This window comes from Pseudoxanthomonas indica, from assembly GCF_900167565.1.
GTDB lineage: Bacteria > Pseudomonadota > Gammaproteobacteria > Xanthomonadales > Xanthomonadaceae > Pseudoxanthomonas_A > Pseudoxanthomonas_A indica.
Genome location: NZ_FUZV01000001.1, coordinates 352,566 through 377,433, shown reverse-complemented (window position 1 = coordinate 377,433; position 24,868 = coordinate 352,566). Strand labels below are relative to the sequence as shown.

Below are 24,868 nucleotides of genomic sequence, written 5' to 3'. Positions count from 1 at the left end.
GAGCGCACCACAGAAACTAGGACTCGAATGTCGCAGCAAACCACCATCCGCAAGCTCGCTGAACTGGTCAACACGCCGGTCGAGAAACTGCTGGAACAGCTCGCCGAAGCCGGCATGAGCTTCAGCGGTCCCGACCAGGTCGTGACCAGTACCGAAAAGATGAAGCTGCTGGGCTTCCTTCGCCGTACTCACGGCAAGACCGAAAAGCCGGCAGAAGAAGTCGACGCGCCCAAGAAGATCACCCTGAATCGCCGCAAGGTGCAGGAAGTGACCGTGGCTGCCGGACGCAGCAAGACCACGGTGAACGTGGAAGTGCGCCAGAAGCGCACCTACGTCAAGCCGTCGGAAGTGGATACCAGCCCTGCGGCATCCGCGGCCGAGCCGGATCCGGAACGCGCCGAAATCCTGCGCAAGCTGGAAGCGTCCAAGCAGCGCAACCTGAGCGAACAGCAGCGCCTGGCCGAGACGGATCGCCGTCGCGCCGAGGAGCTGGAAGCCAAGCGCAAGGAAGAAGAGGCCGTGCGCGAAGCCGCCCGTGCCGCTGAAGAAGCCGCGCGCGCCGAAGCCGAAGCCGCGGGTGAAACCGCCGCGCCCGCGACCGGCGCCGCCGGTGAGCGTGCGGCCACCACGCCGCGTTCGGGTGGACACCACGTCGCCAAGCAGGTGGTGCGCAAGGACCCGCCGCGCACCGACGACCGCAATGCCGGCGCCGCCGCTGCCAAGCACAAGACCCGTGGTTCCCACGCCATGGTCAGTGGCATCGAGGACGATGACGCCGCCAGCCGCTTTGCCGGCCAGCTGCATCTGTCGGCCGCCGAGCGCGCGCGTCGCACCACCACCCGTGGCAAGCCCAAGCCCAAGCGGCACATGGAGCAGAGCCGGGGTGGCGGTGGTGGTGCGCATGGCTTCGAACGCCCGACCGCGCCGATCGTGCGCGAAGTGGCGATTGGCGAAACCATCACCGTCGCCGACCTGGCCAACAAGCTCGCGCTCAAGGGCAGCGACGTGGTCAAGGCGATGTTCAAGATGGGCGTGATGGCCACCATCACCCAGACCATCGATCACGACACCGCCGCACTGGTGACCGAAGAACTCGGCCACAAGGCCGTGCGTGCCGATGCCAATGACGCCGAGACCGAACTGCTGGCGCACACCGAAGATCAGCAGGGCGACAAGATTGCGCGTCCGCCGGTGGTCACCATCATGGGCCACGTCGATCACGGCAAGACCTCGCTGCTGGATTACATCCGCCGCACCAAGGTCGCCACCGGCGAAGCCGGCGGCATCACCCAGCACATTGGCGCGTACCACGTGGATACGCCCAAGGGCACCATCAGCTTCCTCGATACCCCGGGCCACGCGGCGTTCACCGCCATGCGTGCGCGCGGCGCCAAGCTGACCGACATCGTGGTGCTGGTGGTGGCGGCCGACGACGGCGTGATGCCGCAGACGCGCGAAGCCGTACAGCACGCCAAGGCGGCCAAGGTGCCGCTGATCGTCGCGGTCAACAAGATGGACAAGTCCGACGCCGATCCGCTGCGGGTGAAGAACGAACTGCTGGCCGAAGAAGTCGTTGCCGAAGATTTCGGTGGTGACACCCAGATGGTGGAAATCTCGGCCAAGACCGGCATGGGCGTGGATGCGTTGCTGGATGCGATCAGCCTGCAGGCCGAACTGCTGGAACTGACCGCCGTGCGCGACGGTCGCGCCAGCGGCGTGGTCATCGAATCCTCGCTGGACAAGGGCCGTGGCCCGGTCGCGACGGTGCTGGTGCAGCAGGGCACCCTGAAGAAGGGCGACTACCTGGTGTGCGGCATCCAGTACGGCCGCGTGCGCGCACTGTTCGACGAAACCGGCAAGCAGCCGGATTCGGCCGGTCCCTCGATTCCGGTACAGGTGCTGGGTCTGTCGGGCGTGCCCGATGCCGGCGATGACTTCGTGGTGGTCGAGGACGAGCGCCTGGCCAAGGACGTGGCGCAGCAGCGCGACGCCAAGCGCCGCGAATCGCGCCTGGTCAAGCAGGCCGGCAACCGCATGGAAGACATCCTGGCGCAGATGGGCCAGGGCGAAGGCCAGCAGGTGCTCAACCTGGTCATCAAGGCCGACGTGCAGGGTTCGGTGGAAGCGCTCAAGCAATCGCTGGTGGGCCTGTCCAACGACCTCATCCGCATCAACGTGATCAACGCCGGCGTCGGCGGCATCACCGAATCCGACGCCAACGCCGCGGTCACCGCCAAGGCCACGGTCATCGGCTTCAACGTGCGTGCCGATGCCTCGGCCCGCCGCATCATCGAAGCCAACGGCGTGGACCTGCGCTACTTCTCGATCATCTATGACGTGATCGACCAGGTGAAGCAGGTGGCGTCCGGCTTGCTGGGCAAGGAGATCCGCGAAGAGATCATCGGCACCGCCGAGGTCCGCGACGTCTTCCGCAGCTCCAAGTTCGGCGCGGTCGCCGGTTGCATGGTCATCGAAGGCGTGGTCAAGCGGAACAAGCCGATCCGCGTGCTGCGCGACAGCGTGGTGGTGTTCGAGGGCGAACTGGAATCGCTGCGCCGCTTCAAGGAAAACGTCGAGGAAGTGCGCAACGGCACCGAATGCGGTATCGGCGTGAAGGCGTACAACGACGTCAAGCCGGGCGACCAGATCGAGTGCTTCGAGCGCATCGAAGTCCAGCGTACGCTGTAATGCTGCAAGCGCAGGCGGCTTCACCGCCGCCTGCGACTCCATCTCTACTTACTGCAGTACTCAATGCCCAAGAAATCCTTCCACCGCACCGATCGTGTTTCCGCCCAGCTCCGCCGGGAATTGGGCACGCTCGTGCACGAAGCCGTCCGCGAATACGGCCTGCCGTCGGTCAGCGTCTCCGACGTGGAAGTGACCCGCGACATGGCGCATGCGCAGGTCTACGTGACCGCGCTGTTGCCGGAGCGTTCGGCCGACGCCATCAAGGGCCTGAAGGAACTGGCGCGCGAACTGCGCATGGAACTGGCGCGCCGGGTCAAGATGCGCCACGTGCCCGAGCTGCACTTCCACTACGACGATTCGGTGGATCGTGGCGAGCGCATCGACCAGTTGCTGCGCGACCTGCCCGAACACAACGACAACGACGATTCCGAGGCCTGAGCGGCGCATGCCCGCCAAGTTTGAGTTCCGGGCACTGGACGGCCTGTTGCTGCTGGACAAGCCGCAAGGCATGAGTTCCAACGCCGCCCTGCAGGCGGCTCGCCGACTGTTCCGCGCCGAGAAGGGTGGCCATACCGGCAGCCTGGACCCGCTGGCCACCGGCCTGCTGCCCCTGTGCTTTGGCGAGGCGACCAAGATCGCCGGCCTGCTGCTGGGCGCGCACAAGGCCTACGAAACCACGGCCGTGCTCGGCGTCACCACCGACACCGACGATGCCGAAGGCGCGGTGCTGCGTGAACGACCGGTCCCCACGCTGGACGCCGGCCTCATCGAGGCCGCACTGGCACCGTTGCGCGGCGCCATCCGCCAGCGTGCGCCCATCTATTCGGCGCTCAAGCAGGGGGGCGAGCCGCTGTACGCCAAGGCCCGCCGGGGCGACGACATCGAGGCGCCGGTGCGCGATGTCCACGTGCATCGGCTGGAACTGATGGATCTGGACATGACCGACCCGGCCCGGCCGCTGCTGCGGCTGCGGGTGGAATGCGGCTCCGGCACCTACGTGCGCAGCCTGGTCCGCGATTTGGGCGAGACCCTGGGCTGTGGCGCGCATGTGGCGGTGCTGCGGCGGCTGTGGGTGGAGCCGTTCCGGCAGCCGACGATGTACACCCTGCAGGATCTGGTGCGTATCGCCGGCCAGGGAGACGAGGCCTTGCTGGCCTGCCTGCTGCCGGTGGAGCAGGGCCTGAGCGACTTTCCCAGCGTCGTGCTGAGCGCCGACGAGGCCCGCCGCTTCGGCATGGGCCAGCGCCTGCACCAGCGTGGCGCGGCCTGCGACCTGGTCACCGTATTGGCCCCGGATCGGCGTGCCTTGGGGCTGGCGCAGATAGATGAAGGCGGTTCGCTGGTGCCGCAGCGCTTGTTCACCTGGGCCGTCGTCCGCCCGTCCAAAGCGCTGCACGGCGAATAAAACCTTGTTTCAAAAGGCCTTGGCGGCTACACTTCGTCGCCGGTTTTACACCGGCATTCCTTTCGTTCACGGCGAGCCACGCGGTGCTCCGGTTTACTTCGGTATCCCCCGGCGTTCCTGCAGGCCCCGCATCTCCAGAGAATAAGCATGTCCATCGATACCCAGAAAATCATTGAAGACAACAAGCGCGGCCCCGCCGACACCGGTTCGCCGGAAGTCCAGGTCGCCCTGTTGACCGGCCGCATCGAACAGCTGAGCGGTCACTTCAAGACCCACAAGAAAGATCACCACAGCCGTCGCGGCCTCCTGCAGTTGGTCAACCGTCGCCGTAGCCTGCTCGACTATCTCAAGAAGAAAGACAACGAGCGCTACAAGGCCCTGATCGAAAAGCTCGGTCTGCGTCGCTGATGCAAGTCCCCACCGCGGCGCAGCAATGCGCCGCGGTTTGCATTTGAGGGAAGCAAAAGTTTCCCTTCTGCAAGTTCCATAGAAGCAACCTGACCGGTTCTCCGGTCCATCCGTCCGCGGCAAGGGCTGTGGACGGCCCAACATCCGATAGGCAATAGTCAAGGAATTCATCCTCGTGGCAAAAATCACCAAAACCTTCCAGTACGGCAAGCACCAGGTCACCCTGGAAACCGGCGAAATCGCCCGCCAGGCCGGCGGTGCCGTCATCGTCAAGTTCGATGACACCGTGCTGCTGGTCACCGCCGTGGCGGCGAAGTCGGCCCGCGAGGGTCAGGACTTCTTCCCGCTGACGGTCGACTACCAGGAGAAGTTCTACGCCGGCGGCCGCATCCCGGGTGGCTTCTTCAAGCGCGAAGGTCGCGCGACCGAAAAGGAGACGCTGATCTCGCGTCTGATCGATCGCCCGCTGCGTCCGCTGTTCCCGGAAGAATTCCGCAACGAAGTGCAGGTCATCGCCACGGTGATGTCGCTGAACCCGGAAATCGACGGTGACATCCCGGCCCTGATCGGCGCCTCCGCCGCCGTCGCCCTGACCGGCGCGCCGTTCAACGGCCCGATTGGCGCCGCCAAGGTCGGCTACATCAACGGCGAATACGTGTTGAACCCGACCGTCAGCGAGCTGAAGGACTCCAAGCTGGAGCTGGTCGTCGCCGGTACCTCCAACGCCGTGCTGATGGTGGAATCCGAAGCCGCCGAGCTGTCCGAAGACGTGATGCTGGGCGCGGTGATGTTTGGCCATCGCGAAATGCAGAAGGTCATCAACATCATCAACGAGCTGGTGGTCGAAGCCGGCACCAAGAACTGGGACTGGGCCGCTCCGGCCAAGAATCAGGCGCTGATCTCGGCGCTGAAGGAAGCCGTGGGCACGCAGCTCGACAGCGCCTTCCAGGTGCGCGACAAGCTGCAGCGCCGCGACGCCATCGCCGCCATCAAGAAGGACGTGCTGCAGTCGCTGGCCGGCCGCGCCGAAGCCGATGGCTGGGTCACCGGTGAGCTGTCGAAGGAATTCGGCGAGCTGGAATACCAGACCATGCGTGGTTCGGTCCTGGCCACCAAGGTCCGCATCGACGGCCGTGCGCTGGACACCGTCCGCCCGATCACCTCCAAGGTCAGCGTGCTGCCGCGTACCCACGGCTCGGCGCTGTTCACCCGCGGCGAAACGCAGGCCATCGTGGTCACCACGCTGGGCACCGCGCGCGATGGCCAGGTCATCGACGCCGTCTCGGGCGAGTACAAGGACAACTTCCTGTTCCATTACAACTTCCCCCCGTACTCGGTGGGTGAAGCCGGCCGCATGATGGGCCCGAAGCGTCGCGAAATCGGCCACGGCCGTCTCGCCAAGCGCGGCGTCCTGGCCGTGATGCCGACCCTGGAAGAATTCCCGTACACCATCCGCGTGGTCTCGGAAATCACCGAGTCCAACGGTTCCTCCTCGATGGCCTCGGTCTGCGGCAGCTCGCTGGCGCTGATGGATGCCGGTGTGCCGATCAAGGCGCCGGTGGCCGGCATCGCGATGGGCCTGGTGAAGGAAGGCGACAACTTCGTCGTGCTGTCGGACATCCTGGGTGACGAAGATCACCTGGGCGACATGGACTTCAAGGTGGCCGGTACCTCCAACGGCGTGTCCGCGCTGCAGATGGACATCAAGATCGAAGGCATCACCGAAGAGATCATGAAGCAGGCGTTGCAGCAGGCGAAGGCCGGCCGTTTGCACATCCTCGGCGAGATGGCCAACGCACTGACCGCACCGCGCTCGGAGCTGAGCGACTTCGCTCCGCGCCTGCTGACCATCAAGATCCACCCGGACAAGATCCGCGAAGTGATCGGCAAGGGCGGCGCCACCATCCAGGGCATCACCAAGGAAACCGGCACCCAGATCGACATCCAGGATGACGGCACCATCGTCATCGCGTCGGTCAACGCCGCTGCCGCGCAGGCTGCCAAGGCCCGCATCGAGCAGATCACCTCCGACGTCGAGCCGGGCCGCATCTACGAAGGCAAGGTCGCCAAGATCATGGACTTCGGTGCGTTCGTCACCATCCTGCCGGGCAAGGACGGCCTGGTGCACGTCTCGCAGATTTCCAGCGAGCGCGTGGAAAAGGTCAGCGACAAGCTGAAGGAAGGCGACGTGGTCAAGGTCAAGGTGCTGGAAGTCGACAAGCAGGGCCGTATCCGCCTGTCGATCAAGGCCGTGGAAGAAGGCGAGGGCGTGGTCGAATAAGCCACGCACTCCCAGGCGACACAAAAAAAGCGGGCTTCGGCCCGCTTTTTTTATTCCAGCATGGCGCCTGTCAGGGACGCCACGCCTGATCGGGGCGACGAAGAAGCACGCACGTGGCGACCAGCATCAAGCCAAGCCAGCCAGTGCCCAACAGCCCCAACATCAGCAAGCCGCCCATGCCCAGCGCTTGGCCGGGAGGGGCAGTGATCAAGGCACTCAGTTGCCAGCAGACGGCAACCAGGAGTACGCCAACAATAATTCCCAGGATGGAGCGGATCACGGATACGGCCTCGGTTTGACACGGCGGATGCGACGGCAACCGTCGCCAGCCGGTGAACCTAGTGATTGGATCGCGTGGGAATCAACGCACAATTATAGGTTCAGGCGAACCCGTTGGGGCACCGTTCTGCTGCATTGCAGGAAAACAGCCACGACTTTCGCCATGGGCGCCCGGACCGGATCGGGTGGTATGAAGCAGGGCTGCGGTACCACCACCCGCCAGGAGCCTGCCATGACCACCCGCCGTGACCTGATCAAACTCTCCGCCATCGCCGCCGCTGCCGCGGCATTCCCGCCGCTGGCCTGGGCCTCCAAGCCCGGCCCGGTCGCCAAGGCGGACAAGCCGCTGAACATCCTGATCCTCGGCGGCACCGGCTTCACCGGACCGTTCCAGGTCGATTACGCGCTCAAGCGCGGACACAAGATCACCTTGTTCAACCGCGGCAAGCGGCCCTCGCCGGAATGGCCGGGTGAAGTGGAGCAGCTGCACGGCGACCGCAACACCGGCGATCTGAAGTCGCTGGCAGGGCGCAAGTGGGATGTCTGCATCGACAATCCGACCAGCCTGCCGTTCTGGGTGCGTGACGCCGGCCAGGTGCTCAAAGGCAACGTCGACCACTACCTCTTCATCTCCACGATTTCCGTCTACGCCGATGGCTCCAAGCCCGGCATCAATGAAGACGCGCCGCTGGCCCAGTACAAGGGCAAGGATGCGATGGCCGAGACGCAGGAAAACCTGCGCGCCGACATCGAAAACCTGTACGGCCCGCTGAAGGCGCTGAGCGAAGCCGAAGCGCACAAGCAGTTCGGCAAGAACGTCACCATCGTGCGGCCGGGCTACATCGTCGGTCCGCGCGATGAAACCGATCGCTTCACCTACTGGCCGCATCGCATCGCCCAGGGCGGCGAAATGCTGGTCCCCGGTGACGGCCAGGACCCGGTGCAGATCATCGACGGCCGCGATCTGGGCGAATGGATGATCCGCCTCGCCGAAGCCAAGACCTATGGCGTGTTCAACGCCGTGGGCCCGAAGGATCTGCTGCCGATGGACACGATGCTGCGCGAGAGCGAGAAAGTCGTCGGTGGCAAGCCGACCTACACCCACGTCACCCCGGAATTCCTGGAAGAGCAGAAGGTCGGTGAAGAACTGCCGATCTGGGTGCCGCGCCAGGCCGGCCCGTACGCCGGCTATGGCCAGGTCAGCAACGCGCGCGCCATCGCGGCGGGCCTGACCTATCGCCCCTACGCGGTGACCGTGGCGGATTTGATGACCTGGTTCCGCAGCCAGCCCGCCGATCGCCAGGCCAAGCTGCGTGCGGGCATCACCCGCGAGCGCGAAGCCGAGCTGCTGAAAGCCTGGCACGCCAGGAAGGCGTAATCCGGGACTCAGTGCTCGACAAGCCGCATCTCGGCCAACACCCGGCCGGCCTGATCGGCCAACTCGGCGAAGCAGGCGGAAATCGTAGCGCGCGATATTTCGATGTCGCGCGCATCGGAAAACTCGACCTGGGCCAGCGCCGCATAAAAGTTGAGCTGCGCGATCAGGCGCACCAAGGCCTGGTAGCCGGCCGGACTGAGCGCGTAGGCGGCGGTGGAATTGCGGGACTGCGATGACATGGACTTCCTTGAGAGGCGCAACGAGGCAGGTTGCGCCATCGAGTCTTGTAACTCGCTCCCATGCGTGTCAACGCACGTTGCAAACTGGGGAAAAAAACAGGGGTCAGAGTGCCAATTTCCCAGGTCCAAGATCATCGTGGGTCATCGTGGGAAATTGGCACTCTGACCCCTGTTTTTCGGTCAGCGCTCGCGACGTGTGATCATCCGATCCACCGGCCCGCGCCGCTGCCAGTCAGGTGTCTGCGTCGCTGCTTGATGCGACGAAGCTTCAGCGGCCTGCGCCACCATCGCCGCTGATGCGCCGCTTGCCGCCGTCATCGGCAGGCTCTGCGCCGCCGCCATGTTCACCGCCAGATCCGTGCCCTGCACGATCCCCAGCGGGCTGTAGCCACTGTAGGCCGGGAACACCGTGCTGAGGTTCAGATTGCCCATCCGCCGCACCAGGATCTCGGAGAACACCCGCCGATAGTCGGTGGTCACCGGCACATCGCCAAAGGTGGGCGATAGGGTTTCCGGATTCAGCCCCGGCCAGGTGCCGTAGAAACGCCGGCCGTTGACCGGACCACCCAGCACCAGCAAGGGATTGCCATAGCCATGATCGGTGCCGCCGTTGGCATTGGCGCGCACGCGGCGACCGAACTCGGACTGCACGATCACCGTCACCCGCGCCATCTCGCCGCCGGCATTCAAATCATTGAAGAACGCGGTCAGCGCCTGCGACAGCTCGGCAATCTTGTTCTGGTAGTAGTGATAGCCGCTGCCGGCCGTGCCCTGGCCCTCGTGCGTATCCCAGCCGCCCAGATCGAGGGTGGCGTAACGCAGGCCCAGGTTGAAGCGGATCGACTGCGCAATCGTCCACAACTGCTGGGCGAAGCTGCCGGTCGGCCAGGCCGCGGGCAGCGCGCCATAGGTCTGCTGCTTGATCAGGCGCAAGGCCGCATCGGCGCGATTGCCATTCTTCTCCAGCGCCGAATTGCCCATCCACAGGCTCGCCAGCGTCTCGTTGACGCCGCGCAGGCCGGCTGGCGAATCCGGCCGCGTCATCTGCCAGCCCCAGGCGCCGGCATTGAGCTGGAAGTCCGAGGCGCTGCTCATCGTCAGCGCGGCGGTGGAGGCCATCAAACCGGCCGGTTGCGTGCCACTGATGCCCAGCGCCGGCATCGTCGCCGCCGGCGTGCCGGCCGGACGACTGTCCCAGGCGCGCGTCATCCAGCCACTGCCGGTGCCGAACTTGCCGGGCGTGCCCAGATCGATCGACAACTGCGCATCGAAATGACTGCGCGTCACCGTGGTGCTCATGCCGGCCGCGTGCACGATGGCCAGGCGACCGCTGTTCCAGAGATCGCGCAGGCCGGTGGCCGAGGGATGCAGGCCGAAACCGGTGGCCGCATTGGTGCTCAGGGTCAGCGGCAGGGCGCCGTAAGTGCCCGAGGCTGCAATCGCCAGATCCGGCCGTGCCTGCTCGTAGAACGTACGGTCATCGCCGCTGATCGGCACCACCAGGTTCAGGCCGTCCATACCACCGCGCAGGAACAGATGCACGACGGTGTCGTAGGGATTGACGGCTGCGGCGGCGTCTTCGGAAAACAGCATCGTCGAGCCGGTCGCGCCGACTACGGCGGCGGCGCCACAGCCTTTGACGAACTCACGACGGGTCAGGGTGAATCGGCTCATCGCGATGACCTCAGCGGCTCATGAATTCGGGGGACATCAGGATCAACGAGACCATGCTGCGCAGGCGCTGCTGGTTGTAGTGCGCTTTCAGGTCATTGCCGGCCCAGGCATCGGTATCGGCAATCACATAGCTGCCCGCGTTACCGTTCTGCGCCATGAAATTCACCAGCGTCTGCTTGCGCGCGGCGTCCGGCTGGTAGCCGAGCAGGCGATTGCACCAGAAGGTCACCAGGTTGTTGGCCGTCCACGAACTCACCCCGCTGCGGGTGGTGGCGAGGATCGGACTCAGCGGGCTGCTGCCATTGCTGGTCTCGGTCATCCAGTTGAGCAGCTTCCACGTCATCGCATACGAATTGGCGCCCGACCACGCCTGCGCGGTGTCGGGATAGCCATTGGGTGCGGGCCAGTTGTACGGCACGTGGCCGGTGAAACCGAAGCGCCACATCAGGTCATCGCTCTTGCCGTCGCCGACCGCCACCGTCCAGTCCAGGCCGAGCGCGCGCATGGCGGCCACGGTGGCTTCGAACGGACGCCGGTTCTTCAAGCCCCAGCTGTTGAGGAAGTCCTCGGAATTGAGGATATGCCGCAGCACCCGTTCAATCTGATCCGGCTGCTGCCAGTTGGCGCGGAAGATCACCGCCGCGCTGTCGATCAAGGCCTGCTTGGGGGTGTCGCTGACAAAGCGGCGGATCAGCTTCTTGCAGATGAACTTGGCCACCCGCGGATGGCTGGCCAGCCGATCCAGCACGTCGCGCCCGTCTTTCATCGCCGGCTGTTCGGGATAGATCAACATGCCCAGCAGAAACTTGGGTCCGGCGTCGTGCCAGGACTGGCGATAGACGAAGGTGCCGTCGTTCTCGGTGGGAAATTCCCAGTGCCCGTTCTTCGCCGACCAACCGGTGAACGCGGCCGAGGTCTCGTACACGTCGATATCGGTGTAGCCAATCGGGTAGTTGGGGTCTTCCGGGCAGGGCGGCACCTGGAAGGGATCGGTGAAGCCCAGGTAGTTCTCCGCGCCAAAGGTGTGCAGCTCCAGCAACTCGCGGGCGAAGTTCTCGTTGGGGCCGGAGCGCGAGTTGTTGAGGTTGTCGAGGAAGTAGAGCATCGCCGTGCTCTTGGCCACGGCTTCGAGCATGCTGCGGAAATTGCCCTTGGCATTGGCGCGGATCACATCGCGCGTGTAGTGCGGATACACCGGCCCGGCGCTGAATTCGGTCCCCAGCACATTGAAGTGGTCATGCCAGAAATTGACCAGCAGCTCGCGCAACTGCCGGCGCGAGTAAGTCGCACGCACGAACGCCGAGCGCTGCACTTCGTTGGCCGGGCGCATGCGCACGTTGTATTCCGGATCCGGCGCCACGTGATCGGCCCACAACTGCTGCAACGACTTGCCCAGCGTGCTGTAGCCGGCAGTGGTCAGGCGGGTTTCGGTGGCGCTGTCATCGATGGCGTTCCAGTCCAGCTGCCAGTCGACCCAATTGGCCAGCCGCTGCTTGTCGCTCGTGCCCAGCGCATTGAACTCGGCCAAGCTCGTAGGGGTCACGCCATAGCTCAGTCGATTGAGCACGCGCACGGCAAACGGCGGCGCTGCCAGTTTGAACATCCTCGGCTGGCTGAGGTCTTCCGCCCGTTGACCCTCGTCGGGGTGGGCGGAGTCGATGCGGGGTGCGAAGGCCGGCGCATTGCGTCCGCCGTAAAGATCCTGCTGGCGCGCGCGGGCGGCGGCCATCACCGCGTGGCGCGGGAGCGGCGCGCTGGTTTCCCCGTCGGCGCGGCGAGGGTTCGGATGGCCGGCCAGTGAAGCACGGCTGCGGTAAGCGGTCCGACGGACCGGTGTGGTTCGACGAGTCATGCGCGATATCCGGGATTCCCCAATCCCGCGCAGTATTCGCCAAGCCGAGTCCGCTGACTGCGAACTGGTGCACGGTGTGGGGTTGGCGCCAAAAACCGGGGCCCGACTCGTTGGGCGCGTGAGCCGGGGCCAGGTCCCTGCTGATCGGGCCTGGAATCCACATGGCCTCGATTTGAAACTCTACGAGTAAGGGCTCCAGTCCCGATCAGCAGGAACCTGCCCCCGCTCTGAGAGGCCACCTTTAGTCCATCAAAAGCAGGTGGTTTGTTTGCCGGCTTCGGCTCGGTTTGCCTCGGCTTCGGCTTTGCTGTGCTTGGCTTCGCTTTTGCTTTTCGATCAGGCGACGAGATTTGTAGAGAGCGGGAGCAGGCCCTGCGAAACAGGGACTGGAGCCCTTACTCGTAGAGTCTCAGCTCGAGGCCATGTGGATTCCAGGCCCTGTTTCGCAGGGCCTGCTCCCGCTAACAAGCAATGCATCCCGCGATATCAAACCCACCCGGTCGCATAAAACAGCCCGATCACCACAAACACCGCCAAGGTCTTGATCACCGTAATGGCAAAAATGTCCTTGTAAGACTGCCGATGACTCAAACCAGTGACCGCCAATAGCGTAATCACCGCTCCGTTATGCGGCAACGTATCCATGCCGCCCGAGGCCATCGAAGCGACCCGATGCAACACCTCCATCGGAATCCCCGCCGCCTGCGCATTGGCGATGAAACTCTCGGCCATCGCCGCCAACGCAATGCTCATACCGCCCGAGGCCGAGCCCGTAATACCCGCCAGCGCCGTCACCGAGATCGCCTCGTTGACCAGCGGATTGGGGATCGCCTGCAAGGCATTAGCCACCACCAGGAAGCCGGGCAGGGCGGCAATCACCGCGCCAAAGCCATACTCCGAAGCGGTATTCATCGACGCCAGGAGCGCGCCACCAATCGCATTGCGCGTGCCCTCGGCAAAACTGGCCACCACCGGCTTCCACGCAAACAGCAGCACACTGGCGATGCCGATCAACAACGCGCCTTGCACCGCCCAGATCGCCGCGACCTTGGACACTTCCTGCGTCACCGGCGCCGGGTTGCCGATCACCGCCGGCACGAACGCGTGGCTCTCGCCATACCACCCCGGAATCCACCGGCCCAGCAGGAAGTTCGCCACCCCCACCAACACCAGCGGCAGCAGTGCAATCAACGGATGCGCGAGCTTGTCGCCGCGGAAGGGCTCGGGTTCGTTGCGCAGCTCACCGCCGTAGCCTTCGCCCACCCGCAATGCCACCCGGCGCCGCCATTCCAGATAGCTCAGGCCCAGCAACAGGATAAAGACTGCGCCCACCACACCCAGCACCGGCGCGGCCCAGGCAGTGGTGCCGAAGAACGAGGTGGGGATGATGTTCTGGATCTGCGGCGTACCCGGCAGCGCATCCATGGTGAAGGTAAACGCACCCAGCGCGATGGTGCCCGGGATCAGCCGCTTGGGAATATCGCTCTGGCGGAACATTTCCGCGGCAAACGGATACACCGCAAACACCACCACGAACAGCGACACCCCGCCATAGGTCAGCAGCGCGCACACCAGCACGATCGACAGCATCGCCCGCTGCCGGCCGACCAGGCGGATGGTGCCGGCCACAATGGCCTTGGAGAAGCCGGAGATCTCAATCAGCTTGCCGAACACCGCGCCCAGCAAAAACACCGGGAAATACAGCTTCAGGAAGCCGACCATCTTGTCCATGAACAAGCCGGTGAACATCGGCGCCACCAGCGAAGGATCGGTCAGCAGCACCGCGCCCAGCGCCGCGATCGGCGCGAACAGGATCACGCTGTAGCCGCGGTAGGCCACGAACATCAGGAAGCACAGCGCGGCCAACACGATCAGGAAAGACATCCAACGCTCCTCGGCCTGGCGCCGGGTAGGGGTGCGTCCGGCCGGGCCGGATCAGGTGCGGCGAGTATTCCGCAGCGGCTTTCCACGCTCCCACTGTACGAAGGTACGATGCCGCTTCGTTCGCGGTCCCCATAGCCTTCCCCAGCATCGGCGGCATGTGTCCGCCTTCGCGTCATTCCTTGAGGGAGGGGAGACCCATGAAGCGCAAGTCTTTGAGCACGGCCATTGCCGTTGTCTTGTTGGCCACCACCGCACCGGTTTGGTCGCAGGAAGCCGCCACCACCGGCACGCAAGCCACCACGCTGGACTCGGTCACGGTGACTGCGCGCAAGCGCGAGGAAACCCTGCAGGACGTGCCGGTGGCGGTGACCGCGTTCACCTCCGAGGCGCTGGACAAGTTGAATGTGCGCGACCTGGGCGATCTGGATACGCAGGTGCCCAACCTGACCATCTACGCCGCGCGCGGTTCCACCAGCACGGTCACCGCCTACCTGCGCGGCATCGGCCAGGCCGATCCGCTGTGGGGCGTCGATCCGGGCGTGGGCATCTACCTGGATGACGTCTACATCGCCCGTCCGCAGGGCGCCCTGCTCGATGTGTTCGATGTCGAGCGCATCGAAGTGCTGCGCGGCCCGCAGGGCACGCTGTACGGCAAGAACACCATCGGCGGCGCCATCAAGTACGTCTCGCGCGGCCTGGGCACCGAACCCGAAGGCTTCGCCTCGGTGACGGTCGGCAGCTACAACCAGCTCGACGTCAAGGCCGGTCTGGGCGGTGCGATTGGCGGCGCCGACAGCGGCCTGCGTGCGCGCGTGGCGGTGGCCAGCATGAATCGCGACGGCTACGGTGAGAACACCACCAACGGCCAGGAAGTCAGCGACAAGGAAATCAACGCCGCCCGCCTGCAACTGGGCGCCTATGCCGGCGACAACGTCGACGTGCAGTTCGCCTTCGACTGGATGGGTGACAAGTCCGGCATGCGCGGCGCGCAGATGCTGGCGGCCAATCCGCTGGCGCCGGCCTATCCGCCGCTGTCGGATCGCTACGACATCCGCAGCGGCATGCGCAATGTCAACGACACCGACATGAAGGGCGGCTCGGTCACCGTCAACTGGCGCGCCAGCGAGGACTGGACCTTGAAGTACGTGCTGGCCAAGCGCGAGTCCGATACCGAGACCAACATCGACTTCGACACCACCCCGCTGACCCTGGTCGACGTGCGTGCGTTCTACAACGACAACCAGCTCAGCAACGAACTACAGGTCAACTACGACGGCGGCGGTCGCGCGCGTGGCGTGATGGGCCTGTACGCATTCGATGGCGATGCCGGTGGCCAGGTGCTCAACCATTTCTGGAATCCGGCACTGCCGCCGGCGCTGACCAACCCGCTGTACGGCGATACCCAGGGCGTGGTCAACACCAAGAGCTATGCGGTCTATGCCGACTGGACCTTCGATCTGGCCGAGAAGTGGAAGCTCGACGTCGGTGCGCGCTATACCGACGAAGACAAGCACGCCATCGCGCTCAACCGCTTCTACACCGACCTGAGCTACAGCACGAGCTGGGGCACGGCGGCCAATTTCGACAAGACGGTGAACTTCAAGAACTTCTCGCCGAAGGTCTCCATCGACTACCAGATCACGCCCGACATCATGGTCTACGCGCTGGCCACGCGCGGCTTCAAGTCCGGCGGCTACAACATCCGCGCCAACACCACCGCGGTGCCGCGTTCGGGCGAGCCGTTCGATGACGAGCAGGTCGACAGCTACGAGATCGGCAGCAAGATGTCGCTGCTGGATCAGCGGATGTTCCTCAACCTGGCCTACTTCTACAACAAATACGAAGATATCCAGCTGTCGGTATTCACCAGCTACACGCTTCCCAATGGCAGCCAGAGCTTCTTCGGCGACTTCACCAACGCCGGCAAGGGCCACGTGGAAGGCCTGGAAGTGGAGTACCAGTACCTGCCGACGCGCAACTGGATGATCAGCGGCAACCTGGCCTGGCTGGACGCCAAGTACGACGAGTTCATCAGCAGCGGGGTCGATATCGCCGACACCCAGAAGTTCACCAACGCCCCGGATTTCTCCGGTGCGCTCAACCTGGAATACCGCACCGACCTGGCCAGTGGCGGCAACCTGTCCGCGCGCGTCAGCTACGCCTACCAGAGCGAAGTGTGGCCGACCACGGATCTGAGCCCGGCGATCAAGCAGGACGGCTATGGCCTGGTCAACGCCGGCGTGATCTGGAAGATCGACAATGCCTGGTCGCTGTCGCTGCAGGGCACCAACCTGGCCGACAAGGAATTCCGCACCACCGGTTACAACATCCCGGCCTATGGCGTGCTGACCGGCTTCTATGGTCCGCCGCGCCAGGTGTCGCTGACGGCACGCTGGGATTTCTGAGAAGGTGGCGCGCAGCGCCGGATGAGGGCGCCCTCGGCGCAGGACACAACGCCGTGGAGATCCTGTCTTCGGCCGGCCCCCACCCCAACCCTCCCCCGCGCGCGGGGGAGGGAGCTGACGTGGACTCCTTGCCCCCGCAAGAACTTTCGCACTTTGATTTATCCTTCGGCGATGGGGATTGGCGACAAACTTCGCAGCATTGAGCACACGCCCGTCGGCGTCCGGTTCGTATGCTGAACTTCTGGCTGGTCGCGCTTGCCAGCCTGGCCTGGCTGGGCCTGATGTTCGGCATCGCCCTGCATGGCGAGCGCCGTCCGGCGGTGCTGGCGCAACACTGGCGCCACATCTACGCCCTGTCGCTGGCGGTGCACTGCACGTCGTGGACCTTCTACGGCACGGTGACCCAGGCCGCACGCTATGGCTGGCCGCTGCCGCCCACGTTCCTCGGCGCGATCCTGTTCTATGCGCTGGCGGTCGCCTTCATGATGCGGCTGGTGCGACTGGCGCGCGAGACCAACGCCACCTCGCTGGCGGATCTGATCGCCACGCGGCTGGGCAAGGATGTGCGCCTGGCCGCCACCGTCACCCTGGTCGCCGCGCTGGGCCTGATTCCGTACATCGCACTGCAGCTCAAGGCGGTGACGATGAGCTTTGCGATGCTCACCTCGAGCACGCAGGGCAGCGACGGCCTGCAGCCGATCTGGCGCGACAGCGGCCTGTACGTGGCGCTGGCGATGGCCTTGTTCGCGATGTTGTTCGGCACCCGCCGGGCCAGCGCGGCCGAACACAACCGCGGGCTGGTGCTGGCGATGGCGTTCGAGTCGCTGTTCAAGCTGGCGGCGATGCTGGCGCTGGGCCTGTTCGTCTGGCTGGAAGTACGCGCCATGCCGGCGCTGCCGCCGCTGCCGACGCCGCCTTCAGCCGGCGGCTTCGCGCCGCTGGTGCTGCTGGGCGCGCTGGCGATGTTCATCCTGCCGCATCAGTTCCACGTCGGCGTGGTCGAATGCCGCGATGAAAGCCACGTGCGCACGGCGCGCTGGCTGTTTCCGCTGTACCTGATCCTGATCGCGCTGCCCGGCCTGCCGTTGGCGCGCGCCGGCAGCGCACTGCTCGGCGACAGCGTTCCTTCCGACATGTACGCGCTGGCGCTGCCGTTCGCGCAAGGGCACCAGGGCCTGGCCCTGTTCGCTTTTCTGGGTGGCTTGAGTGCGGCCACCGGCATGGTGGTGGTCAGCACACTCACCCTGAGTCTGATGATCGGCAATCACTGGTTTGCCCCCGGCCTGCTGCGCGGCGTGTGGTCGCGTCGCGATGGCGGCGATCAACGCGGCGCGCTGCTGGCGCTGCGGCGCGGCGGCATCGCCGTGATCATGCTGTTCGCCTGGGCCTACAGCCGGCTGGTGACCACCAACGACGCGCTGGCCGACGTGGGCGCGGTGTCGTTTTCGGCGCTGGGCACGCTGGCGCCGGTGCTGGCATTTGCCGTGTGGCGACCACAGACGCCGCCACGTGCCGCCACCCTGGGCGTGGTCGCCGCGTTCCTGGCGTGGGCGTGGGTGATCCTGGTGCCGACCCTGCTCAGTGCCAACCAGCTGGATCCGATCTGGCTGCGCGAAGGACCGTTCGGCCTGGCCTGGCTGTCGCCGCTCAACCTGTTCGGCCTCAGCGGCTGGAGTCCGCTGGCGCGGGCAGTCGGGGTGAGCCTGTTCGTGGGCACCGTGGTGACCCTGCTGGCGATGGCCTGGCGTCGCGATACGCCGTATCGCAGCCTGCGCAATCTGGATCGGCAGAGCCTGTGGGACGCCGGTCGCCGCTTCCTGCCGCGCGAACGGGTGGATGAAGTGCTGGCCGGCGCGCCGCGCGTGGGTCCGGTGCCGTTGCCGATTGAAGCGCAGTTGGAGCGCGAACTGGCGGCGGTGCTCGGTTCGGCCTCGGCGCGTCTGCTGTTGGACGCCGCGCGCCGCGAGAACGCGGATCTGGAAACGGTGGCGGCGATTGTCGGCGAGGCCTCGCAGGATCTGCGCTTCAACCAGCAGGTGCTCGGCGCGGCCTTGCAGAACATGAGCCAGGGCATCAGCGTGGTCGATCGCGAACAACGCCTGGTCGCCTGGAACCGGCGCTACGTGGAGTTGTTCGGCTTCCCCGACGAGTTCCTGCAAGTGGGCCGGCCGATCGCCGATCTGACCCGCTGGGCGCTGCAGCGCATGCCGCACCGTGGCCATGACGAACGCGCGCTCGAACGGCGCCTGGCTTACATGCGCGCCGGCACGGCGCACCTGACCGAGCGCGTGTTTCCCGACGGCAGCATCGTGGAAATTCGCGGCAATCCGATGCCCGGCGGTGGCTTCGTCGCCACCTACACCGACGTGACCGCTTCGCGCCATGCCGAGCGCGACCTGATGCGCGCCAACGAAACCCTGGAGCAGCGCGTCGCCGAACGCACCGAACTGCTGGAAACCGCCAAGCGCGAAGCCGAACACGCCAACGATGCCAAGAGCCGCTTCCTGACCGCGGTCGGCCACGATCTGCTGCAACCCCTGCATGCCGCGCATCTGTTCACCGACGCGCTGGCGCAGCAGCTGCCCGACGCGCATCAGCGCGACGGTCTGCGGCAGATCCGCGGCGCGCTGGATTCCACCTCGGATCTGCTGTCGGGACTGCTCGACATGTCGCGGCTGGAAGCCGGTGGCCTGGTGCCCGAGCCGCGCGATTTTCCCCTGGCCGAAGTGCTGGAACCGCTGGCCTCGGAATTCGGCGTGCTGGCCGCCGAACACGGCCTGCGCCTGCGTCTGCGTCCGACCCGCGCGTGGGTGCACAGCGATCCGCAACTGTTGCGGCGCATCCTGCAGAACTTCCTCGCCAATGCGATCCGCTATACCGCGCAGGGCAGCGTGGTGCTGGGCGTGCGCCGGGAAGGCGGGCGGCTGCGCGTGGAGGTGCTGGATACGGGGCCGGGGATCGCCGAGCAGGATCGCCAGGTGATCTTCGAGGAATTCCGTCGTGGCGAAGACGCGGGCGGGCAAGGCCTGGGGCTGGGCTTGTCGATCGCGGATCGCATTGCATGCCTGCTGCAGGCGCCGTTGGATCTGCGCAGCCAGCCTGGGCGCGGTTCCAACTTCAGTGTCAGCCTGAAGCGCGCACAGACACCGCTCCAGCATGCTGCCGCACCCACCCCGGGCCTGGCGCGCGCGGGTCTGGCTGGGCGCCGGGTGCTGGCGGTGGACAATGATCCGTTGGCGTTGTCCGCTTTGCGCAGCACGCTGGAAGGGTGGGGCTGCGATGTCGTCGCGGTGGGCGAGGGTGTGGCCGCGGATCACGCTCATGGCGAGCAGGCCGCCGATGTCTGGCTGTTCGATTACCACCTGGATGATGGTGATACGGGGGTGGCGTTGTGGCAGCGTTTGAGTGATCGCTTTGGCGCGCGGCCGACGCTGATTCTCACCGCCGACCAGACGGATGTCGTTCGTCGTGCGGTGCTGGATGCGGAACTGTCGTTGCTCGCCAAGCCGGTGCGTCCGTTGGCTTTGAAGTCGGTGCTGGACCGGATGATGGCTTCTGTGCGGTGAGTGCTCTTCAGGTCAAGGCGAAGAGCGCAGGGCTCTGGGCTGCTTGTGAGTGGGACCAGACCCTGCGCAACCGCGCCTGGAATCCACATGGCCTCGATCTGAAACTCAACGTGTAAGGGCTCCAGTCCCGGTTGCGCAGGGTCTGCTCCCACTCTCGACAAATCTTGCGGGCTGATCGAACAGCACAAGCCGAGCCATGGCAAAAGCGACAAGCAGACCACCTGCTTTCAATGGAACGAAGGTGTTCTGTCCTGGCGGGGTCAGGCCCCTCGAAACAGGGACTGGAGCCCTTACCAGGAGAGTGTCCGGTAGAGGCCATGTGGATTCCAGGCCCTGTTTCGAGGGGCCTGACCCCGCCCCCAAGCCACCAACCCGCTTAAGCATTTCGCGTCACAATGCAGATCCACACGCAAACTCCAGCGCTCGGTTACCAAGAAAATGCCCTACACCCCCATCGTCGCCACCCTCGGCTACATCCTCTCCAAAGATCGCCAACAAGCCCTGCTGATTCACCGCAACGCACGCCCGGGCGACCTGCACCTGGGCAAGTACAACGGCCTGGGCGGAAAACTGGAAGCCGACGAAGACGTGGTGGCCGGCATGCGCAGGGAGATCCAGGAAGAAGCCGGCATCGACTGCACTGAGCTGACCCTGCGCGGCACCATCAGCTGGCCCGGCTTCGGCAAGCACGGCGAAGACTGGCTCGGCTTCATCTTCCTCATCACCGAATGGACCGGCACCCCCTACCAAAGCAATCCCGAAGGCACCCTCGAATGGGTGCCGGTGGACAGGATTCTCGAACTGCCCCTGTGGGACGGTGATCGCCACTTCCTTCCGCTGGTCTTTGATGACGATGCCCGCGGCTTCCACGGCGTCATGCCGTACCGCGACGGCAAGATGGTGTCCTGGCAGTACTCGCGGATCTGAGTCCGGCGGCGGGCGTCGCGTGCGAGCGATGCAACCGGAGCGTGCACTTCGGCATTACGTCAAGCGATTTTGTTCTGGTCAAAAACTAGCCAACCCGCTTGACAGGCTTGTCGCCGTTGGCGATTCCATGCTTATCCACATGTTTGCCCAACAAGCATCCACATGGGCTGTGGAAAACCCTGCTTTCGCTGTCACAAACAGGTTCCACCGCGTGGAACTGCATTGATGACACTATGGTGAAAAATTCGCCAACCTTGTTGACAGCCTTGTGCCGCAAAGGCTGCCGATGGTTATCCACATGTTTGTCGAATTTCCATCCACATGCCGTGTGGACAAGTAGACCGGCGGGTCAGGGCAGTCAGCTTCCTCTGGCAAGCACCCGGGTCGCGCCACCGGCATGGGCGCCGGAGCGTCGCTTTACAGGGCTTCGATCTGACGCGCCGGGTCGCTGAGTTCCAGCTCGCGCAGGATCACGCTGGCCTGGGTGCGGTTGCGTACGCTCAGGCGATCGAAAATGGCCGACAGATGCGCCTTGACCGTGCGCTCCTGCACGTCCAGGCGATCGGCAATCTGTTTGTTCAACAGGCCCTGGGCGACCAGGGTCAGTACCCGGAACTGCTGCGGCGACAGGCTGGCCAGGCGCGCGGCCAGGTCGGCGTCGTGTTGCGAGGATTGCGCGCGTGCCACCGTGGCGCGCAACGAGGCCGGCAGCCATTGTTCGCAGGCGAGCACGCTGCGGATGGCGTCGCGCAGGTCGTCCAGGCCGGCGCTCTTGGGCAGGTAGCCGGCGGCGCCATGGTCGAGGGCGCGGCGGACCACGCGCGGGTCGTCGTTGGCCGAGACCACCACCACCGCCACCGCCGGGAACTGCGCGCGGATTGCCGCCAGCCCGGCCAGGCCGTGGTTGCCGGGCATGTGCAGATCCAGCAGCACCAGGTCGATGTCGTCATGCGCTTCCAGCGCGGCGAGCACGCCGTCCAGCGATTCGGCTTCCAGCACCTTCAGCGCCGCCACGGCGTCGGCCGCGGCGCCACGCAGGGCGGCGCGGAACAGCGGATGGTCGTCGGCAATCAGCAGGGTCGGCATCAGGCTTACTGTACGGTCCAGCCGCCGTCGACCACGATCGTCTGGCCGGTGATGTTGCGCGCGGCCGGCGAGGACAGGAAGGCGGTGATGCCGGCCAGTTCGTCCATTTCGATGAACACGCCCTTGGGCATCGGCTTGAGCATGATCTGGCTGACCACTTCGGCTTCGGGAATGCCGCGGGTGCGCGCCTGATCGGCGATCTGCTTGTCCACCAGCGGTGTCTTCACGTAGCTGGGGCAGATGGTGTTGATGGTGATGTCGCTGTCGGCGGTTTCCAGCGCGATCACTTTGGAAAAGCCGACCAGGCCATGCTTGGCCGCCACGTAGGCGCTCTTGTACGGGCTGGCCACCAGCGCATGGATGCTGCCGATGTTGATGATCCGGCCAAAGCCGCGCTGGCGCATGCCCGGCAGCAGGGCCCGGGTCAGGCGCGCCACGCCGACCAGCATCACCTGGATCAGGAAGTCCCATTTCTCCATCGGGAAGTCTTCCAGCGGCGAGACATGTTGCAGGCCGGCGTTGTTGACCAGCACGTCGACCGGGCGCGAGATCGCCGCCAGCGCGGCGGTGATGCTGGCTTCCGAGCTGACGTCCAGTTGCACCGCCTCGGCCGAGCCGCCGTCGGCGACGATCTTCGCGGCCACCGCCTGCGCGGCGTCCAGGTTGAGATCGCTGATGATCACGTGGCGGCCGGATTCGGCCAGCAAGCTGGCCACGCCGGCGCCGATGCCGCTGGCTGCGCCGGTGATGAGGATGGAATGGGTCTGCATGATGTCTCCGGAAGCCGTGCGGGTGGGGTGCGCAGGCACGGCGACTAGCGTAGCAAGGCCGGGCCCGGACCACTTGGTACCAAAGTACGATGACGCTGGCAGGGGCACAGGCTAACGTCACGGCATTCTGCGGACAGATCCAGGACAGACGATGATGCGCAACAGCCTGATGGCCACGCTGGCCCTGGCATTGGCGGCCTGCAGCAGCATGCCGTCGCGGACCCCGCAGGAGCAGACCGTGTATCAAGCACAGCGCATCACCGAGCATCGCGGCAGTGACGATCTGCTCAGCGCCGGACTGGGGCTGGACGGCTTGCGCGCGATGACCCCGCCCGCGTTTGCCGATGCGGCCGCGCCGACTGCGCTGGAACTGCGCCGGCGCGCGATCTGGAACAACTGGCGTGGCATCGCCGATCTTTCGCTCACCGGCGGTTACGGCCAGGTCTATGGCAGCGTGGCCGGCGCGCCGGGCCGCGAATACAGTGCCTTGCTGCGCTTGCCGCAGGCCCGGCAGCCGCACCGGGTGGTGCTGCAGGCGCCGGACAACTTCGACACGGGCAAGCGTTGCCTGGTGGTGACGGCGTCGTCCGGCTCGCGTGGCGTGTACGGCGCCATTGCCGTGGCCGGGGCGTGGGCGCTGCCGAAGGGCTGTGCGGTGGTGTACACCGACAAGGGCGCCGGCACCGACTACTTCGATCTGGATGCGCAGGTGGGTGTGGGCGAAGACGGTCGCAGCGTCGCGCTGGAGCAGGGTGAGCTGGCGTTCGCGCCGGATGCGCCGGTCGGCGCCAGCGGCGTGGCGTTCAAGCATGCGCATTCGCAGGACAATCCCGAGGCCGACTGGGGCCGGCATATCAAGCAGGCGGCCGAGTTCGGCCTGGCCATGCTCGCACAGGCCTATCCGCAGGCGGCGCCGTTCCGCTTCGACAATACCCGGGTGATTGCGGTCGGCATTTCCAATGGCGGTGGCGCGGTGCTGCGCGCGGCCGAACTGGAAGGCGACTGGCTGGATGCGGTGGTGGCGGGCGAGCCGAACGTGCAGGTGGAAGGCGCGCCTTCGCTGTATGACTACACCACCGAAGCGGCCTTGCTGATGCCGTGTGCGCAGCTGCATCTGCCGGCCGATGCGCTGCCACAGCCGCCGCTGCGTGCGCAGGTGGAACCGTTCTGGACGGCGCGCTGCGCGTCGCTGAAGTCGGCAGGCCTGATCAGCGGTGATTCCCCCCAGGCGCAGGCCGCTTCGGCTTACGAACTGATGCGCGCCAAAGGCTGGACCGACGCCGCACTCACCGCGGGCGCGCTCAGTACCGGTTTCGATCTGTGGCGTGCGATCGCGGTGACCTACGCGTCGGCCTACGGACGCTTCGGCGTGGCCGAGCATCCGTGTGGCTTCTCCTTTGCCGCACAGAATGCGGACACCCGCGCGCGCGCGGCCACCCCGGCCGAACGCAGCGTCTGGTGGTCCGATGGCTCGGGCATTCCGCCGGGTGCCGGCGTGGGCCTGATCGACGGCAAATTGTCGGCGCCGGATTTCACCTTCAACGGCCTGCAGTGCCTGCGTGCGCTCAACAGCGGCAGCGATGACGCGGCACGTCGCGTCCAGCAGGGCATCGCGCAGGTGCGTGCCGGCATGCCGCGCAAGGGCTTGCCGATCATCGTGGTGCATGGCCGCGATGACGGTTTGATTCCGCCGGCTTTCACCAGCGATCCCTATGTGGCCCAGGCCAAGGCGGCGGGCAGTGCCGTGAGCTACTGGCAGGTGCAGCACGCGCAGCACTTCGATGGCTTCCTTGCGCTGCCGGCGTATGGCGCGCGCTACGTGCCGTTGCTGCCGTACGTGTACGCCGCGCTGGATCGCGTCAGCGCGCAGCTGGACGGGCAGGGCGCGGCCAGCGATCGCGAGATCGCCGCGCAGCCGCGTGGCGCCGGTGCGGTGAGCGCCGAGCAGCTGCAGCTGCCTCGCTGACCGCGCGGGCGGGCGCAGGGCGCCTGCCTGCCACGACGCTTCACCCTTCACCCGCCAGCG

At 65.7% G+C, this 24,868-nt stretch carries 17 protein-coding genes; 10 read left to right on the top strand and 7 right to left on the bottom strand.

The window, feature by feature from the left end:
- The first annotated feature begins 27 nt into the window (after window positions 1-27).
- The 5 genes from infB (at window position 28) to pnp (ending at window position 6,782) form a co-directional block, all read left to right on the top strand.
- Window positions 28-2,688, top strand: coding sequence for a translation initiation factor IF-2 (gene infB / locus B5X78_RS01735; RefSeq protein ID WP_079722763.1), 2,661 nt, complete (start codon window positions 28-30; stop codon window positions 2,686-2,688).
- Between the two features lie 63 nt (window positions 2,689-2,751).
- Complete coding sequence (gene rbfA, locus B5X78_RS01730; protein WP_079722762.1) at window positions 2,752-3,126, top strand: 30S ribosome-binding factor RbfA; 375 nt, start codon at window positions 2,752-2,754, stop codon at window positions 3,124-3,126.
- A gap of 7 nt (window positions 3,127-3,133) precedes the next feature.
- The gene (truB, locus tag B5X78_RS01725) at window positions 3,134-4,093 is read left to right on the top strand and encodes a tRNA pseudouridine(55) synthase TruB (RefSeq protein ID WP_079722761.1); all 960 of its coding nucleotides are present in this window, start codon (window positions 3,134-3,136) and stop codon (window positions 4,091-4,093) included.
- 147 nt (window positions 4,094-4,240) lie between these two features.
- Entirely contained in the window at window positions 4,241-4,501 is a 261-nt protein-coding gene (rpsO, locus tag B5X78_RS01720; protein WP_079722760.1) for a 30S ribosomal protein S15, read from the top strand.
- Between the two features lie 175 nt (window positions 4,502-4,676).
- A complete protein-coding gene (gene pnp, locus B5X78_RS01715) occupies window positions 4,677-6,782 on the top strand; it encodes a polyribonucleotide nucleotidyltransferase (protein WP_079722759.1) in 2,106 nt (701 codons plus the stop codon).
- A 70-nt stretch (window positions 6,783-6,852) separates the two neighbouring features.
- On the opposite strand, the gene B5X78_RS18705 is transcribed toward pnp, so the two are convergent.
- Window positions 6,853-7,062, bottom strand: coding sequence for a hypothetical protein (locus tag B5X78_RS18705; protein ID WP_079722758.1), 210 nt, complete (start codon window positions 7,060-7,062; stop codon window positions 6,853-6,855).
- A 231-nt stretch (window positions 7,063-7,293) separates the two neighbouring features.
- On the opposite strand from B5X78_RS18705, the gene B5X78_RS01705 reads away from it, so the two are divergent.
- On the top strand, window positions 7,294-8,439 hold the full coding sequence (locus B5X78_RS01705) for an NAD-dependent epimerase/dehydratase family protein (RefSeq protein ID WP_079724379.1): 1,146 nt from the start codon (window positions 7,294-7,296) through the stop codon (window positions 8,437-8,439).
- A gap of 8 nt (window positions 8,440-8,447) precedes the next feature.
- Here B5X78_RS01705 and B5X78_RS01700 read toward each other — a convergent pair whose 3' ends face one another.
- The 4 genes from B5X78_RS01700 to B5X78_RS01685 all read right to left on the bottom strand — a co-directional run bounded on the left by B5X78_RS01700 (window position 8,448) and on the right by B5X78_RS01685 (window position 14,088).
- A complete protein-coding gene (locus B5X78_RS01700; RefSeq protein WP_079722757.1) occupies window positions 8,448-8,678 on the bottom strand; it encodes an XAC0095 family protein in 231 nt (76 codons plus the stop codon).
- 180 nt (window positions 8,679-8,858) lie between these two features.
- Window positions 8,859-10,352: a DUF1501 domain-containing protein gene (locus B5X78_RS01695; protein ID WP_079724378.1), complete on the bottom strand. Its 1,494-nt coding sequence runs from the start codon at window positions 10,350-10,352 to the stop codon at window positions 8,859-8,861.
- A 10-nt stretch (window positions 10,353-10,362) separates the two neighbouring features.
- The gene (locus tag B5X78_RS01690) at window positions 10,363-12,204 is read right to left on the bottom strand and encodes a DUF1800 domain-containing protein (protein WP_079722756.1); all 1,842 of its coding nucleotides are present in this window, start codon (window positions 12,202-12,204) and stop codon (window positions 10,363-10,365) included.
- A 486-nt stretch (window positions 12,205-12,690) separates the two neighbouring features.
- A complete protein-coding gene (locus tag B5X78_RS01685; RefSeq protein ID WP_079722755.1) occupies window positions 12,691-14,088 on the bottom strand; it encodes a GntP family permease in 1,398 nt (465 codons plus the stop codon).
- A 197-nt stretch (window positions 14,089-14,285) separates the two neighbouring features.
- Between B5X78_RS01685 and B5X78_RS01680 the strand changes: the two genes are divergently transcribed.
- The 3 genes from B5X78_RS01680 (at window position 14,286) to B5X78_RS01670 (ending at window position 20,986) form a co-directional block, all read left to right on the top strand.
- Window positions 14,286-16,493 (top strand): TonB-dependent receptor, encoded by a 2,208-nt coding sequence (locus B5X78_RS01680; protein ID WP_079722754.1) that lies wholly within the window; start codon window positions 14,286-14,288, stop codon window positions 16,491-16,493.
- A gap of 230 nt (window positions 16,494-16,723) precedes the next feature.
- Window positions 16,724-20,059 (top strand): hybrid sensor histidine kinase/response regulator, encoded by a 3,336-nt coding sequence (locus B5X78_RS01675; protein WP_079722753.1) that lies wholly within the window; start codon window positions 16,724-16,726, stop codon window positions 20,057-20,059.
- Between the two features lie 438 nt (window positions 20,060-20,497).
- Window positions 20,498-20,986 (top strand): NUDIX hydrolase, encoded by a 489-nt coding sequence (locus B5X78_RS01670; RefSeq protein WP_079722752.1) that lies wholly within the window; start codon window positions 20,498-20,500, stop codon window positions 20,984-20,986.
- A 417-nt stretch (window positions 20,987-21,403) separates the two neighbouring features.
- Here the strand turns inward: B5X78_RS01670 and B5X78_RS01665 are convergent, their stop codons facing one another.
- Both B5X78_RS01665 and B5X78_RS01660 read right to left on the bottom strand, forming a co-directional pair.
- Window positions 21,404-22,072: a response regulator transcription factor gene (locus tag B5X78_RS01665; protein ID WP_079722751.1), complete on the bottom strand. Its 669-nt coding sequence runs from the start codon at window positions 22,070-22,072 to the stop codon at window positions 21,404-21,406.
- A 5-nt stretch (window positions 22,073-22,077) separates the two neighbouring features.
- Window positions 22,078-22,842 (bottom strand): 3-hydroxybutyrate dehydrogenase, encoded by a 765-nt coding sequence (locus B5X78_RS01660; RefSeq protein ID WP_079722750.1) that lies wholly within the window; start codon window positions 22,840-22,842, stop codon window positions 22,078-22,080.
- 151 nt (window positions 22,843-22,993) lie between these two features.
- Between B5X78_RS01660 and B5X78_RS01655 the strand changes: the two genes are divergently transcribed.
- Window positions 22,994-24,808, top strand: coding sequence for a D-(-)-3-hydroxybutyrate oligomer hydrolase (locus B5X78_RS01655; protein ID WP_229730992.1), 1,815 nt, complete (start codon window positions 22,994-22,996; stop codon window positions 24,806-24,808).
- The last annotated feature ends 60 nt before the right edge of the window (window positions 24,809-24,868 follow it).